This is a genomic window from Solirubrobacter soli DSM 22325 (assembly GCF_000423665.1).
In the GTDB taxonomy this organism is placed as follows: domain Bacteria; phylum Actinomycetota; class Thermoleophilia; order Solirubrobacterales; family Solirubrobacteraceae; genus Solirubrobacter; species Solirubrobacter soli.
The window spans coordinates 125,551-141,390 of record NZ_KE384074.1 but is presented as its reverse complement, the minus strand read 5'-3'; the positions used below and the strand labels follow the sequence as shown (position 1 = coordinate 141,390).

At 70.5% G+C, this 15,840-nt stretch carries 12 protein-coding genes; 7 read left to right on the top strand and 5 right to left on the bottom strand.

The genetic code is table 11. From position 1 onward, the window contains the following. Positions 1-116 precede the first annotated feature (116 nt). Entirely contained in the window at positions 117-881 is a 765-nt protein-coding gene (locus G569_RS0143215) for a DeoR/GlpR family DNA-binding transcription regulator (protein ID WP_245602797.1), read from the top strand. Here G569_RS0143215 and G569_RS0143210 read toward each other — a convergent pair. Then, positions 878-1,627 carry a DeoR/GlpR family DNA-binding transcription regulator gene (locus G569_RS0143210; RefSeq protein WP_028068019.1) on the bottom strand — a complete coding sequence of 250 codons (750 nt, stop codon included), beginning with the start codon at positions 1,625-1,627 and terminating at the stop codon, positions 878-880. The genes G569_RS0143215 and G569_RS0143210 overlap by 4 nt on opposite strands. Before the next feature lie 46 nt (positions 1,628-1,673). Between G569_RS0143210 and G569_RS0143205 the strand changes: the two genes are divergently transcribed. Further along, positions 1,674-2,033, top strand: a complete 360-nt coding sequence (locus tag G569_RS0143205) for a hypothetical protein (protein ID WP_028068018.1) — start codon at positions 1,674-1,676, stop codon at positions 2,031-2,033. Here the strand turns inward: G569_RS0143205 and G569_RS56575 are convergent. Further along, positions 1,997-2,890 (bottom strand): MBL fold metallo-hydrolase, encoded by an 894-nt coding sequence (locus tag G569_RS56575; protein ID WP_169542383.1) that lies wholly within the window; start codon positions 2,888-2,890, stop codon positions 1,997-1,999. The two genes, G569_RS0143205 and G569_RS56575, sit on opposite strands and share 37 nt — an antisense overlap. Before the next feature lie 104 nt (positions 2,891-2,994). Between G569_RS56575 and G569_RS60320 the strand changes: the two genes are divergently transcribed. Continuing rightward, on the top strand, positions 2,995-6,597 hold the full coding sequence (locus G569_RS60320; protein WP_028068017.1) for an alpha-L-rhamnosidase-related protein: 3,603 nt from the start codon (positions 2,995-2,997) through the stop codon (positions 6,595-6,597). A 133-nt stretch (positions 6,598-6,730) separates the two neighbouring features. Continuing rightward, positions 6,731-9,679 (top strand): M64 family metallopeptidase, encoded by a 2,949-nt coding sequence (locus tag G569_RS56565; RefSeq protein WP_084286352.1) that lies wholly within the window; start codon positions 6,731-6,733, stop codon positions 9,677-9,679. On the opposite strand, the gene G569_RS56560 is transcribed toward G569_RS56565, so the two are convergent. Continuing rightward, positions 9,654-10,496, bottom strand: coding sequence for an ATP-binding protein (locus G569_RS56560; RefSeq protein WP_037503465.1), 843 nt, complete (start codon positions 10,494-10,496; stop codon positions 9,654-9,656). The two genes, G569_RS56565 and G569_RS56560, sit on opposite strands and share 26 nt — an antisense overlap. A gap of 124 nt (positions 10,497-10,620) precedes the next feature. Here G569_RS56560 and G569_RS0143175 point away from each other — a divergent pair, with 124 nt between their 5' ends. Then, positions 10,621-11,184, top strand: a complete 564-nt coding sequence (locus tag G569_RS0143175; RefSeq protein ID WP_028068015.1) for a fibronectin type III domain-containing protein — start codon at positions 10,621-10,623, stop codon at positions 11,182-11,184. Between the two features lie 18 nt (positions 11,185-11,202). Here G569_RS0143175 and G569_RS56555 read toward each other — a convergent pair whose 3' ends face one another. Next, complete coding sequence (locus G569_RS56555; protein WP_064750593.1) at positions 11,203-12,615, bottom strand: MFS transporter; 1,413 nt, start codon at positions 12,613-12,615, stop codon at positions 11,203-11,205. 106 nt (positions 12,616-12,721) lie between these two features. Between G569_RS56555 and G569_RS0143165 the strand changes: the two genes are divergently transcribed. Together G569_RS0143165 and G569_RS0143160 are read left to right on the top strand one after the other, a co-directional pair. After that, on the top strand, positions 12,722-13,054 hold the full coding sequence (locus G569_RS0143165; RefSeq protein ID WP_028068014.1) for a YciI family protein: 333 nt from the start codon (positions 12,722-12,724) through the stop codon (positions 13,052-13,054). A gap of 28 nt (positions 13,055-13,082) precedes the next feature. Next, complete coding sequence (locus tag G569_RS0143160) at positions 13,083-14,213, top strand: RNA polymerase sigma factor (RefSeq protein WP_245602795.1); 1,131 nt, start codon at positions 13,083-13,085, stop codon at positions 14,211-14,213. A 9-nt stretch (positions 14,214-14,222) separates the two neighbouring features. On the opposite strand, the gene zwf is transcribed toward G569_RS0143160, so the two are convergent. Beyond that, positions 14,223-15,641: a glucose-6-phosphate dehydrogenase gene (gene zwf, locus G569_RS0143155; RefSeq protein WP_028068012.1), complete on the bottom strand. Its 1,419-nt coding sequence runs from the start codon at positions 15,639-15,641 to the stop codon at positions 14,223-14,225. Positions 15,642-15,840: the final 199 nt, after the last annotated feature.

Sequence of the window (15,840 nt, the reverse complement as noted above, 5' to 3'; positions counted from 1 at the left end):
TCGTCTGGGCGGGGCGTTTCCGGTCCATCGACCGTTTCAGCTACGGTCTGGCCAGCGAAACGATCACAAAGGAGCCCGAGATCAACCGTAGCCGTTCAGACCGTCCGATGCTGGCCATGGCCCGCCGGTCGGCGATCGCAGACCTGCTGCGCGATTCCGGGGCCATCACCGTGACCGAGGTCGAGTCGCGGTTCGGCGTCTCACCGATGACCGCTCGTCGCGATCTCGCGGAACTCGAGCGTCAGGGCATCGCCCGGCGCACCCACGGCGGCGCCGTGCTCCCGTCGATCTCCGCGCAGGAGGACTCGTTCGCGCAGCGCGTCGAGGTCGCCACCGAGGCGAAGGCGAGCCTCGCCGAGGCGGCCGTCGCGATGCTCTCGCCCCGCGAGACGATCTTCCTGGACTCCAGCAGCACCGCGTACTTCGTCGCCCGCAAGATCGTCGAGCTCGGGCTGGGCGTGACGGTGATCACGAACAGCCTGCCGGTGATGGAGGCGATCGCCTCGCGCGAGACGCCGAATGTCAACCTGGTCGGGATCGGCGGCACGCTGCGGCCGCTGACGCGCTCCTACGTCGGCCCGTACGCGATCCACACCGTGCTCGGCCACTTCGCCGACCGCATGTTCCTGTCGGTCAAGGGCGTCACGCGCGACGGCGTGCTGACCGACGCCGACGAGCTCGAGGCCGAGGTCAAGCGCGCGATGATCGCGCAGTCCGAGGAGGCCGTGCTGCTGCTCGACGACTCCAAGCTCGGAGCGCGCGGCCAGAACGCGATCGCCCGCGTCACCGAGGTCTCCAGCGTGCTCGCGCACGGCGCGCCCGCCGCGGCGCTCGAGCCGCTGCGCGCGACCGGCGTCAAGCTCAAGGTCGTCGGGAGCTAAGCGGCCACGATCGGAACGCCGGCCTCGACGAGGCCGGCGACCGCGTCGGCCGGCGCGTCGGTGATGATGCCCGCGACCTGGTCGAGCCCGATCACCGAGAACGGCGACGCGGCGCCGATCTTCTCGGCGCTGCCGAGCACGTAGGTGTCGGCGGCGCGGCGCGACAGGGCGCGCTTCATCGCCGCCTCGTCGGCGTCGCCCGTCGTCAGCCCGGCGTCCGGGTGCACACCGGTCACGCCCAGGAAGAAGAGGTCGGCGTTCACCCCGGCGGCGGCTTCCACCGCGGCGGCGCCACAGGTCACCGCCGAGTGCTTGAAGAGCATCCCGCCGAGCACGAACACCTCCACGGTCGGATGCTCGACGAGCGCGGCGGCGACCGTCGGGCTGTGGGTGACGACCGTGGCGCGCAGATCCGCGGGCAAGGACCGCGCGATCGCGAGCGTGGTCGTGCCGCCGTCGAGAATCACGGTCGCGCCCGGCTCGATCAACGAGATCGCCCGCCGTGCCACCCGCGCCTTGTTGTCCACGGCCACGGTCTGCCGCGCGGCGTAGTCCGCGATCGCGGGGGAGACCGGCAGCGCGCCGCCGTACACGCGCTGGCACAACCCGTCGGCGGCGAGCTCGCGCAGGTCGCGGCGCACGCTGTCCTCGGTCACGCCGAGCGCCACCGCGACGTCCTTGGCCATCACCTGGCCGTCGAGCCGCAGCCGCTCGAGGATGAAGTCCTTGCGGTGCGCAGGCAGCATTCACGTTTCTCCACATTTATCCACAGTTGTGCGTATTCTACAGCGCATGATGATCCTGATCGCCGGCCCGTACCGCTCCGGCACGGGTGACGACCCTGAGAAGATGGCCGCGAACCTCGCCCGGCTGGAGGAGGCGGCGTGGCCGATCTTCGAGGCCGGCCACGTTCCGATGATCGGCGAGTGGGTCGCGCTGCCGGTGCTGCGCAGCGCGGGGGAGCCGAGCCCGCTCGGACCGCTCGCGCCGCGGGTCATGTACCCCACGGCGGAGCGCCTGCTCGAGCATTGCGACGCGGTCCTGCGACTCCCCGGCGAGTCGACCGGCGCCGACCAGGACGTCGCAATCGCGCAAGAACGTGGACTGCCCGTGTACTACGAGCTGGACGAGATCCCGTCGCGTGCCTCGTAGGGCACCGTCACGTCGAAGGCATCGCCGTCGCGTACCACCACGCCGCGTTCGGCCAGGCCGGCCAGCGTCCGTTCGATCAAGGCGGTCGGTGTCAGTGACACCGCCGATGCCGCCGGTCGCACCCACGGCAGGGCGACCAGTGACACCGCGTCGCGGGGACGGATCATGAGGTGCGACACGAGCGCACGCCGGGTCGCGTGCCACACCGCGCGCGACGGATCCTCCCGGAACCGCGCGTAGCGTTCGAGGTTGTCGTCCACCGCGGCCGGAACGTCGGTGACCGGCGGCCCGTGGCCAGGGATCGTCATGACCGGGTCCAGCGCGGCGATGCGCTCGATCGACGCGATCGTGCGGTCCAGCGCCCCCGGAGCCCATGGCCCGGCGAACGGCACCCACGCGACGTCGCCTCGCTGCAGCAGGTCGCCGGTGATCGCCACCCGCTCCTCGCGATGCCAGTACGCCACGTGCCCCGGCGTCTGCCCGGGTGTGTGGACGACCTCGAGCCCTTCGAGGACATCACCGTCGCGCAGCGCCCGCGCGACGCGGTACGGCGTGACCGGGAAGCCCAGCCATGGGTCGCCCGCCCGCGGGTCGCCCGCGTTGACCATCGCGGCCTCGGCCTCGTGGGCGGCGACCGGCGCGCCGAGCGCGGCGACGCCGCCGGCGTGGTCGACGTGGAAGTGCGTCAGCGCGACCCACGTCAGGTCCACCGCCGACAAGCCGTGCTCGGCCAGAAACGCGCCAACGCGCGCCTCGGACGCCGCGCTCGCGCTCCCCGCGTCGATCAGCACCGGGCGCTCGCCGGTGACGAGCACGACGTTCGCGCTCGGCCCAGGACGCTGATCGACGGCAATCACAAGCGCGGATGATGACAGTGCGCTCATCTCTGCTTGACATCTGATTGATTGAGGGAGTACACCTCCGTAAACGATCGGAATCGATCACATTCGGAGGGGAGTCCATGAAACTTCGGTTCGCGGGTGCAGCCGCCATGCTGTGCCTCGGCCTCGTATCGACCGCGCAGGCGGCCGGTCCACCCACGCAGTTGACCGTCGGCGATCAGGAACGCCCACTGAACGTCGAGGGCGCGCCGCAGTTCGGCTGGATGCCGGCCGCCGACCAGACCGCGTACGAGCTCACGGTGAGCAGAGCCGGCGCGCAGGTGTGGGACAGCGGCAAGGTCGCCTCCTCCGAGGAGTCCTACGTCCCGTACGCCGGCCCGGCGCTCGCCACCGGCGAGGCCTATGACTGGACGGTCAAGACGTGGGACAAGACCGACACCGCCTCACCCGCGGCGAACGGCCACTTCGAGACCGGCCTGACGGACCAGGGCTGGTCGGGCGCGAACTGGATCCGCCGCGTCACGACCGGCAACGACTCCACCGACGACTGGACGTACGCGCGCAAGCAGTTCCCGGCGCTCGCGAGCAGCCCGGTCACGCGCGCCCGCATCTACGCCTCATCGCTCGGCCAGTACGACATCCACGTCAACGGCAAGCTGCTCGCCCGCGGCGACAACTACGACTATCCGAGCGAGGCGCAGTACTACGCGTTCGACGCGACCGATGCGGTGACGGCGGGTCAACCGCTCACCCTCGGCGCGCTCTACCACTACTGGACGTGCACTTGCCAGGGCCGCGCCAACGGCCCGACGTCGAACACCACGCTCTCTCCCGCCCAGGCCGCTGGCGCGACCAACATCAAGGTCGCGGCGATCAACGTCTTCGACCTCGGCGACCAGATCTCGGTCGGCGGTGAGACGACCACGGTCACGGCGATCGGCACCGCCGGCGCGACCGGCACCGGCATCACGGTCACGCCCGCGCTCCAGACCGCGCACGCGTCCGGCGCCGCCGTGCTCGACTACGCCGGCCCGAGCGCGCTGATCATGAAGGCGGTCGTCGACCACGCCGACGGCACCCGCGAGACCTTCGTCACCGACGGCACCTGGAAGGTCTCCAAGGCCGCCGAGTTCACCAACGCGACGATCACGCGCCGCAACAGCGACGCCGGCGACAACGCCGAGCGCTACGACGCGCGCAACGAGCAACCCGGGTGGGACGCGACCGGCTTCGATGACAGCGCCTGGCAGCCCGCCTACGCGATCGGCCCGCACCCACGCCCGCTGAACGCGCTGCGCGAGACGTACAGCCATCTGGTGCCGGCGATCAGCCACCTGACCTACGAGACGATCCACCCCAAGACCCTCACCAAGCTCGCCGACGGCAGCGTCGTCGCCGACTTCGGCAAGGTCTCCTCGAGCGTCCCGCAACTCACCCTGCGCAACGGGGTCGCGGGGCGCCAGCTCGTGATGCAGACGAGCTACCGGCTCAACAACACGACATTGAGCGCGGCGGCCGCGGCCGGCGCGACCACGATCAGCGTCGCGAGCGCGTCGAACTTCGTCGTCGGCGACACGATCACCGTCGACCAGGCCGCGAACCTCTTCGGCAAGGGCGATCCCGAGGCGCGCAAGATCACCGCCGTGTCGGGGACGACGATCACGCTCGACGCCCCGCTCGGCCGCGGTCACGCCTCCGGCCGCTTCGTCGAGGGCTCGCGCGCGGGCACGGCCGCGGCCGACAACCAGGGCTCCACGCTCGGCTGGTGGTACACCGAGAAGGCCGGCGCCCAGACCGCGCGGCCGCACCTGTATTGGGGCTGGCGCTACCTGCAGATCCTCCCGCCCGGCGCGGGCGAGGATCTGAGCGTCGACGACATCGCCGCCGTGGTCCAGCACCAGAGCGCCCCCGAGGCGCGTCAGGCGACGTTCGACTCCGACAACCCGACGCTGAACGCCGTCTTCGACCTGATGCAGCACTCGGCGATCGACTCCTCGCAGGAGACCTTCCTCGACACGCCCACGCGCGAGAAGGGCCAGTTCACCGGCGACACGGTCGACATCTCCTACGCGACGATGGCGTCGGCCGGCGACCGCGCCGCCACCGCCCGGGCGATCCGCGAGATCGTCGACTCCGGAACGCATTCGTGGAAGGCCGCCGCGAGCGGCTACTGCACCGCCGCGCAGGTGCCGTGCTCCTTCCCGAGCCTGGGTACGCCGGGCCGCGTGAACTCCGTCTATCCCAACGGCGACAACATGCGCGACATCCCGGACTACACCGAGTTCGTCCCGGAGTGGGTGTGGCGCTACTACCAGCAGAGCGGCGACCGGGCGACGCTCGAGCGCAGCTACCCGCAGCTGAAGGCGATCGCGGGGTACCTGCAGACCAACACGCAGACCACCGGCAATGCCTCGGGCCTGATCTACAACCTGTTCGGCGGGACGAGCTCCTACCAGTACGGGATCATCGACTGGCCGGCGGGCATGCGGTACGGCTACACGTTCACGAACAACGCCGCACGCACGATCCACAACGCGGAGGCGGTCGGCGCGCTGCGGGCGGTCGCCGAGGCCGCGACGACGCTCGGGCACCCGGACGACGCGGCGATCTACCGCGGTTGGGCCGCCTTGATCGCGACGAACATGAACGCGAAGCTGATCCGCCCCGACGGCCTCTACACCGATGGGCTCTCCGGCGACTCCGGCAACCCGCAGATCGACAACACCGCGCAGCACGCGCAGACCTACCCGCTCTACTACGGCATCGCGCCCGCCGCCAACCGCGCGAAGCTGCTCGACAAAGTCACCGAGCAGGGCATGAACCAGGGTCCGATGACCTGGCACGTGCTGCTGAAGGCGCTCGCCGACGGCGGCCGGTACGACCAGGTCGTCAAGCTGCTGACCGACGAGACCGCCGACGGTCCGGCGAAGATCCTCGCCGAGCAGGGCACGTACATGTGGGAGGAGTGGAACCCGACCGGATCCAACTCGCTCTCGCACGGCTGGGGCTCGTGGGGCATCGTCGACATGGTCGAGTCGCTGCTCGGGGTCAAGGTCACCGGCGTCGGCGCCTCCAGCGTCCGGATCCAGCCTCCCGCCATCCAGCAGGCGGACCTGCACCGCGTCTCCGGCCGCGCCTGGACCCAGCGCGGCACCGTCGCCGTGTCCTGGAAGAAGGTCGGCGGGACGTACGTGCTCGACGTCGACGTGCCGGCCAACCAGACCGCGACGGTCGCGATCCCCAACCCGGACGGGCTGAAGTACGTCGGCGTGGGCTCCGCGCAGCTCGTCGGCACCGAGAACGGCCTGACGACGTTCACCGTCGGCTCAGGCACGTCCCATTTCAGCATCGGCGACGCGCAGACCGGGGGAGTCGGCGGAAACGTCCCCGCGACGCTCTCCCTGACCCTGGGCGCTCCGGCGAGCTTCGGCGCGTTCACGCCCGGCGTCGCCAAGGACTACACGGCGACGACGACCGCGAACGTGATCTCGACCGCCGGCGACGCCGCGCTGTCCGTGTCCGAACCCGGCCACCTCAGCAACGGCGCGTTCTCGCTCCCGGAGGCGCTGCAGGTGGACATCTCGCCCGCCGCGTGGACCCAGCCGGTCTCCAACGCGACCTCGCTGATCACGTTCAAACAGCACATCGACGCCAATGACGCCCTCCGGACGGGGAGCTACTCCAAGACGCTGACCTTCACCCTTTCGACAACGACTCCCTGACCGAAGGGACAGTCTCAGCGGTTGCACGACGGCCGACGCATCGGATTCCGGCACTTGTCCGATGCGTCGGCTCCGGCCCTCCAGTTAGCGTGAGGACCCAGTGGGGTCTGGGTTACTACCAGGAGGGTGTTCGATGAGAAGGACCTTGAGGGCCGCGGCGGTCGCCGCGGCGCTCGTCGGCGTAGCGGTGGCAGCCGCGCCGGCGCACGCGCAGACGCCGTTGCCGGAGCCCAAGGTGGTGCCGATCCAGGTCACCGGCCCACCGGCGCAGCGGTTGAACTTCATCATCATGGGCGACGGGTACCAGGCGGACCAGCAGAGCATCTTCCGCAAGGACCTCGACCGGAACCTGTCGGTGATGTGGGCGACGGAGCCGTTCCGGACCTACCGCAACTACATCAACATCTACGCGGTCGAGATCGCCTCGATCGACTACGGCGTCCGCTGCGACCCGGATGGACGCAAGCGCCACCCGGACGGGACGATCCGCGACACGGGCGAGCGCGAAGGCCCGATCGACACCAAGAACACCGCGCTGCGGATGATCTTCCAGGCCGGCTGCACCGACCCGCTCTCGCGCGGCACCGTCTACGGCAACGCCCCGGTCAACTGCCAGGCGGCCGCGCCCTATTACCCCGCGGGCGTTAACCCGTGCGAGACGGGCAACCAGGCCCACAACCGGATCCTCGACACCTATGTCGCCCCGGTCCTCGGCATCCCGCGCACGTCGCAGAACCTGCAGACCCTCGCGATCTTCAACACCTTCACCTACGGCGGCATCGGCGGCACGCAGGCGACCACGTCGGGTGGCTCGCCGCAGGGCCCGCTGATCTCACTGCACGAGATCGGCCACTCGCTCGGCACGCTCGTGGACGAGTACCCGTACTCCTCGCGCGACGTGATCCGCCCCTGCTACACCGGCGGCGAGCCGTCGAGCTTCCACCACACGATCCTCAGCGCAGCGCAGATGCTCACGGCCCAGACGAAGTGGTGGCGCTGGCTCGGCGAGGAGAGCCTCTCCGGCGGCACGATCGGCACCAAGGAGGGCGGCGGCATGTACCCGTGCGGCCAGAAGCGCCCGTCCGAGCACTCGATGATGCGCTGGATCGGCTTCGACCTCGACCAGATCGGTCTCGAGCACATGGTCGCCCGCGTCACCGGCATGCGCAACTCGGGCCAGATGAACGTGCAGAACACGCCGACCACCGGCACCGTGGCCAAGGACGCGGTCCTCTGGGTCGAGCCGGGCCATCCGCGCTTCCATGACGTCAACGTGACCTGGCGCAACGGCGGCCCGACCGGCGCGATCATCGCCCAGGGCACGAACCGCAACCTCGACCTCGAGCCGCTGAACCTGGCGGCGGGCACGGTCGTCTACGCCGAGGTCCGCGATCCCGTCGGACCGACCGGCACCGACTGGGTGCGCAACCCGTCGGCCAACAACGCCGCGGCCGACTCCGGCTTCAACGGCTCGCGCTTCGTGCAGACGCGCACCTGGACCGTGGGTGACACCGCCGCCACCCCGGCGGCGCCTGAGGCCGACATCACCGCCTCCACGCAGACCACCCACCCGGTGGCCGCCAACGAGGTCGTCTACGTCGAGACCAACCATCCGGCCGACCGCGTCCTCCCGGTCACCTGGACGCTCAACGGCGCGACGGTCCCGAACACGGCCAACAGTCGCAGCCTGGACCTGGGCAAGCTCACCCTGCCCGCCGGCACGCACACCCTGAAGGCCACCGTCACCGACGGCGCGCTGTCGGACTCGGTCGAGTGGAAGATCGACAAGGTCACCCCGAGCGCGCAGCGGACGCTCTCGGCGCCGCTCACCACGGTCGCCGACGACCTCGAGCACCCGGTCTACTTCAACGGCTGGGACATGTGGCTGGACCCGAAGGACGACACGACCGGGTACGAGGGCACGCCCGCCGTCGTCGGCCAGCTGCGCCTGGACAAGGACGGCTGGTTCAACTACTTCGGCTTCCCGGAGCAGCCGATGCCGGCGTCGCCGTTCCAGTTCCGCCACTCCGGCACGAACGTGAAGGCGCTGACGTACGGCAACCTCGGCACCGGCGGCCTGTCGCGCGCCACGTTCGAGCAGACGCTGCCGGACGACCATCCGAGCGGCCGCTTCATCCCGGGCTTCGGCACGCACTTCGTCGAGCACCGGGCGATCGACCCGGCCGGCAACTACGGCGTCCCGGGCTCCTACCGGGCGACGGTGCTCCCGGGCGCTGACCTGACCTGCACGACGAACCTGACCGGCGCGCAGACCAACGTCAACGTCACCACGGGCGTCACCTGCCTCAAGGACGCCACCGTCAGCGGCAACGTGACCGTCGCCGCAGGCGCCTCGCTGTCGGCCAAGGGCACCCGCATCAACGGCACCCTGACCGCCACGGGCGCGCAGGCCGTCCAGCTGTTCGGGACGACGGTCGTCGGGGCGGCGCAGCTGCGCAACGGCATCGCCGACGTCACGATCGCCGGCAGCACGTTCAACGCGGGCCTCGCGCTGACGGGCAACACGCAGGTCACGGCCAACGAGCGCTACTCCCGGCTCGCGGGCGCGTACGGCGCGATCCTCTCGGGCAGCACCGTCAAGGGTCAGCTCGAGTGCCTGAACAACAGCGCCGACGTCAAGGACTTCGGCGCGAAGAACACCGTGGTCGGCGGCTACAGCGGCTGCGCGTTCGGCCCCGTCCTCGGCGAGAGCCCGGTCGGCGGCAACGTGCCCGCGACGCTGGCGCTGACGCTGGGCGCCCCGGTCAACTTCGGGCCGTTCACGCCCGGCGTGGCCAAGGAGTACACGGCCGGCACGACCGCCAACGTGATCTCCACCGCGGGTGACGCGACGCTGTCCGTCGCCGACCCGAGCAGCACCGCCACCGGCCGCCTGGTCAACGGCACCTTCGCCCTGCCGCAGCCGCTGCAGGGTCTCGGCGTCATCAAGACCTGGGCCGCCCCGACGTCGAACGAGGTCGTCCCGATCACGTTCAAGCAGGCGATCGGCTCGAGCGACGCGCTCCGCACGGGCACGTACTCGAAGACGCTGACGTTCACGCTGTCGACGACGACTCCATAGCCAGCCACGCCGCCACGCGCTCCGACGCGGAGCGCAGGCGGCGGAAGTACGCGGCGCGCGAGAGATGCAACTCGCGCGCCGCGTGCTCGTGGCTGGTCGCGGGCTCGAAGTAGCCGCGCACGAGCACGTTGCGCAGCAACTGCTCGTCCGGCGTCTCGCCGAACGCGCGCTCGGCGGCGTCCTGCAACCGGGCGCGCAGCTCGGGCGAGACGACGTGGGGGAGATGGAGGCTGCGCAGCGCGTCGCGGACCGCTTCGGGGTCGACCGGCGACGGGCCGAGGTGGCGCAGCGCGGGCGCGGGCCGCCCCGGGACCCATGCCGCGTCGGCCCGGGCGGCGCCGGAGGCGAGCCGCAGCGCGAGCGGCAGGCCGCGCGCCCACTCGACGATCGCTCCGGCCCGCGGGTCGTCGCCCACGCCGAGGTGGGTGAGCAGTCGGTAGGCCTCGTCGGCCGAGAGCGGGTGGAGCTCGAGCTCGAGCACGACGGTCTCCCAGCCGCCCCAGAACCAGGCGGCGCCGAACGGCTCGCGGCTCGTGACGATGACGACCGTGTGCGCGGGCAGCCGTGCGAGCTCGGCCTGCAACGCCGCGTCGCGCGCGGCTTCGTGGTCGTCGACCACGTGGAGCGCCCGGTCCCCGGCGCGCCGTGCGATCTCGCGCACCAGCACGCTCTTGCCGATCCCGGACGGCCCGTGGACGAGCAGCATGCTGGCCGGCGGGTCGTCCTCGAACAGGGTCTCGGCGAGCAGCAGCTCGCGTGTACGACCGACGAACCCGGCGTTCTCCCGGCGGGCGATGCGGCTGGCGAGGGTGCGCATGACCCACAGAGCGCGATCGGCCGCCGTTGATACCAGCCGGAGACGGATTCGGCACTGACGCGACGCCGGCGCGACGGCAGGGTTCCGCCTCGCACCCACACCCTCCATGGAAGGACACCTCCCCATGCTCCGTCGCATCGGCATCGCGCTCGGCGCGGTCGCCGCCACCCTCACCCTCGCGGCCTCCGCCCAGGCCGCCACCACTCCGGTGATGAACCCGCTCCCGGCGTACACCTGCGCGTCCTCGGTGACCCCGTCCTGGTCGGCGTCGATCCCGTCCCCGGGCGGCCAGATCGTCTCCTACCGCGTCGACTACGGGGACCTGACGACCGGCGCCGCCGGCTACAAGTACACGTCCGCGCTCTCGACGACGATCGGCGGCCTCATCAACGGCCACCAGTACGTCGTCCGCGTCCGCGCCCTCGAGTACCGCGCCGGCGCCCTGACCTACTCCGGCTCCTCCGGCCGCACGTTCAAGCGCCTCTGCCTGATCATCCCGCCGGAGCGCCTGCGCCAGTACGTCGCCTACAACCCGTTCCCCGAGTGCATCATGTGCGGCCGCCTCGAGGACATCCTCGACATCGAGGACCCGGTCATCCGCAAGCAGGTCTCCGTCGCGACCCTGCCGGCCGCCGAGCGCCTGCAGGGCATCACGCTCGAGGCCGACGGCTCCGTGCTCTTCGGCTGATCTGAACCTAAAGCCCAGCTAAGGGGTCTGACCCCTTAGCTGGCGTTTAGGAACGGCGATGGTCGGCCGTTCGTGCGTGGTGATGCCGACGGCGCTGAGCGCCGCCAGCACCGCGAAGGCGGCGCACGCCCACAGGGCGGGCCTGAAGCCGGCGGTGACGCTCGCGGGGGTGCCGAGGTGGCCGTAGGCCGAGAAGACGGCGCTGCCGATCGCGATCGCGAAGACCGCGCCGAAGCGCTGCGCCATGTAGTTGACGCCCGACGCCTTGCCCATCTCGTCGTGCGACACGGCGCTCAGGACCGCGGTCGGAACCGTCGGCAGCGCCATCGAGATACCGATGCCGGCGACGAGGAGCGCGCCGGTGAGCTCGATCCAGCCGGTGCTGAGCGAGCCGCGGGCGGCGACCCAGATGAACCCGATCGCCTGCAATGTGAGCCCGGCGACCATGATCGGGCGGCGGCCGATGCGGTCCGAGAGCGCGCCGGCGAGCGGCGAGATGAACATCGGCGTCGCAAAGAACGGCAGCAGCCGCAGCCCGGTGCCCAGCGGGGAGTAGCCGCGGGCGAACTGGAATTCCTGCGTGACGAAGAACGCCGCGGCGAAGATGGCGCCGGACATGAGAAAGGTCGTGAGGTTGCCGATGGCGAACGCGCGGACCTTGAAGAGCCGCAGCGGCACCATCGGCTCACTGGCATGGTGCTCCCAGGCCACGAACGCCGCCAGCATCGCTGCACCCGCGGCGAGCGTGCCGATCGTCTCGGCGCTCGACCAACCGCTGTCGTTGGCGCGGGTGAGCGCCCAGACGAGTGCGACCGCTCCACCCGTGATGAGCGTGACTCCGGCCAGGTCCAAACGAGCTGAGGAGCCGAAGCTCTCGGGCAGCAGACGGAGGCCGAGCAGCGCCGCGACGACACCGATCGGCACGTTGAGCCAGAAGATCCAATGCCAGTCGATCGCTTCCGTGACGGCGGCTCCGACCACCGGCCCGAGCGCGACCGCCAGCCCGGCAAGGCCGCCGTAGATGCCGACGATCATGCCGCGCTTCTCGGCTGGAAAGGCGGTCGTGAGGATCGTCAGGCTGAGCGGGAGCACCACCGCGCCGCCGAGCCCTTGGACGGTGCGAGCGGCGATCAGCTCGCCGGCGCTCGGCGCGAGCGCGCACGCGGCCGAAGCGACCGTGAACAACACGATCCCGCAGTTGAACAGCCGCCGGCGGCCGAAGCGGTCGCCGAGCGCGGCGGCGGTGATGATCCCCGCGGCGAACGCGATTCCATAGGCGTTGAATGTCCACTGCAGCGTCGAGAGGTCGACGTCCAGGTCGCGTTGCATGCTCGCCAGCGCGGTGATCAACACCGACGAGTCCAGGACGACCATGAAGTAGGCCGTCGACGTCAGGGCGAGGACCCAGCCCAGGTGCGGGTTCGTTCTCATCGTTGCCTTGACGAACGGCCGGCGTCCAGATGGACACATCGGCCGAGATGTCCGTGCGGCACGTCGTCGTTCGTCTAAGAAAGGCAAACTCGAGGAAGGAGCGCACATGAAGTACGCATTGCTCGCCTACAGCGAAGGGGAGCGCGCGACGCGCGAGATGGATCCCGCCATCGCCGCCGTTCTCGACCGGGCCGACGTCACGGGTTGGATGCGCCTGTATCCGACGGAGTCGGCGACCACCGTGAGGCTCCAGGCGCAAGAGACGCTGCTGACCGACGGCCCGTTCGTCGACAGCAAGGAGTTCCTCGGCGGCCTGATCCTGGTCGACGCCGACGACATCGACGGCGCGCTCGCCGTCGCCGCGGCGCTGCTGGAGGCCACCCCCGCGGCGGCGATCGAGGTCCGGCCCGTGTTCGAACAGGAGCTGGGGGGTGCTTGAAGACGTCTTTCGCGATCAATGGGGACGCGTGCTGGCGACGTTGGTCGGCCTCCTCGGCGATCTCGACCTGGCGGAGGACGCCGCGCAGGACGCCTTCGCGCTGGCCGCGGACCGCTGGCGCGATGGCGAGCCGGACAACCCGACGGCCTGGCTGATCGCAACCGCGCGCAACCGAGCGATCGACCGCGTCCGCCGCGACTGGACGCTGGCACGCAAGACCGAGCAACTCCAGCGCGAGCTACGCGAACGCCCGGGAACCCCGATGGACGACGATGCCACACTGCCCGACGAGCGCCTCGAGCTCATCTTCGCCTGCTGTCACCCGGCGCTGGCACCCGAAGCCCAGGTCGCCCTGACGCTCCGCACGCTCGGCGGGCTCTCGACCGAGGAGGTCGCACGCGCGTTCCTCGTGCCGTTCGAGACGATGAGCAAACGGCTCAATCGCGCCAAGCGCAAGATCCGGCAGGCGGGCATCCCGTTCGCCGTGCCTCCCGCACCCGCCTTGCCCGAGCGCCTCGACGCCGTGCTGGCGGTGATCTACCTCGTGTTCAACCAGGGCTGGGGCGAGGGCCGCGTCGATCTCGCCTCCGAGGCCATCCGGCTCGGCCGGATCCTGGCGACCCTCATGCCCGACGAGTCCGAGGCGCTCGCGCTCGTGGCGCTGATGCTCCTCAACGACTCGCGGCGCCACGCCCGCTTCCGCGACGGCCGGCTCGTCCTGCTCGACGACCAGGATCGCAAGCTCTGGAATGGGCAGCAGATCGCCGAAGGCCGCGCGCTGCTCGAGCGGGCGACCGCACTGCACCCAGGCGGGAGTTATGTGCTGCAGGCGGCGATCGCCGACCTGCACATCCGCCAACCACGCGATTGGGCGCAGATCGCGCTCCTCTACGGCGCGCTCGGTCGCCTCACCGAGTCGCCCGTCGTCGAGCTCAACCGCGCGATCGCGGTCGGCGAGATCGAGGGCCCCGAGGCCGCCCTCGCGATCCTCGACGCCCTCGACCTCGACGGCTACCGCTACTACCACTCCACGCGCGCCGCCGAGCTGCGAAGACTCGGCCGCGACGACCAGGCGCGCCTGGCCTACCAGCGCGCCCTCGAGCTCACCGGCTCAGGCCCCGAGCAACGCTTCCTGATCGAGCGCCTGTCCGAGCTGTAGGCCGAGTCCTCAGGTCTCGGGGAGCCACCAGCGGCGCGGGGCGATGAGCTCGTGCATCTTCTGCGGGCCGTATGAGCCGCGCGCGTAGCGGTGCAGCGGCGGCGGGTCGCCGAGCAGTTCGGCGGACGCCGCCCACAGGCGCTCGATGCCCTCGGAGTCGGTGAACAGCGTGCGGTCGCCGAGCATGGCGTCGTACATCAGCCGCTCGTAGGGCTCCAGGCCCTGGGTCCCGAAGGACTGCTCGTAGGTGAACTCCATCCGCGCCTGGCCGAGGCGCATCTTCGGGCCGGGGACCTTGGCGAGGAACGAGGTCGTGATCTTGCCGGGGTCGCCGAAGTCGAAGGAGATGTGGTCGGGGCCGTAGTCCTCGACGAACGCGCCCGCCTCGCGGAACATCCGCCGCGGGGGCTCGCGGAAGGCGATCGTGAGCAGCCGCCGCGACTCGCCCATGCACTTGCCCGTGCGCAGGAAGAACGGGACGCCCGACCAGCGCCAGTTGTCGATCTCGGCGCGCATCGCGATGAAGGTCTCGGTCTGCGAGACCGGGTCGACGCCCTTGCCTTCGCGGTAGCCCGCGTACTGGCCGCGGATCACGCAGTTCGGGCTGATCGTCTTGACCGAGCGGAACACCTTGCCGGTCTCCTCGACGATCGAGCGGCCGTCCAAGGCGGTCGGCGGCTCCATCGCCACGAAGCCGAGCACGTGGAAGAGGTGGGTCACGACCATGTCGCGGTACGCGCCCGTCTCCTCGTAGAAGCCGGCGCGGTCGTCGACCGCGAGCGTCTCCGGGACGTCGATCTGGACGTGGTCGATGTGGTCCTTGTTCCAGATCGGCTCGAACATGCCGTTGGCGAAGCGCAGCGCGATCAGGTTCTGGATCGCCTCGCGCCCGAGGAAATGGTCGATCCGGAAGACCCGGTGCTCGGGGAAGACGCCGTGGACGAGCCGATTGAGCTCGATGGCGGACTCCAGGTCGACGCCGAACGGCTTCTCCAGCACCACGCGCGAGTGGTCGGAGAGCTTCGACGTGCCGAGCGTCTCGACGGTCGCGCCGAAGGCGTTGGGCGGGATCGACAGGTAGTGCAGCCGGCGGGGCTGCCCGCCGAGCTCCTTCTCCGCGCGCTTGACCGTCTCGATCAGGGGCTTCGGGTCCTCGGCGCTGAACGCGCTGAAGTCCAGATGCGACGCGAAGTGCTCCCACGTGTCGCCGGCGGCCGTGCCGACCGCCTTGCGCGCGACGTCGCGGAACGCATCGACCGTGCCGCCCTTGCGGGAGGTGCCGATGATGCGGTAGTTGGCCGGCATCAGCCCGGCGCGATCGAGGTGGAAGAGCCCCGGGAGGAGCTTGCGCGTCGACAGATCGCCGAGCGCGCCGTAGAGGACGATGATGTGGTCGTCAGGGGTGGAGGCGCCGTCAGAGCGGGTCACGCGACGAGTATGCCGATCCGACCGTGGAGAGAACTCAACGCTCGCCCTTCACCCTCATGCAGCTCTGAGGCTTATTCTCATCTTAGGTCCATGAGGGGACCGTGAACGAGAGGGGTGGGATTTGCATCTCAAGAGGGGACTCGCCGGTCTGGCGAGCGTAGGTGCCGTACTCGCCGTAGGCGCGTTCGCGCCGTCCGCG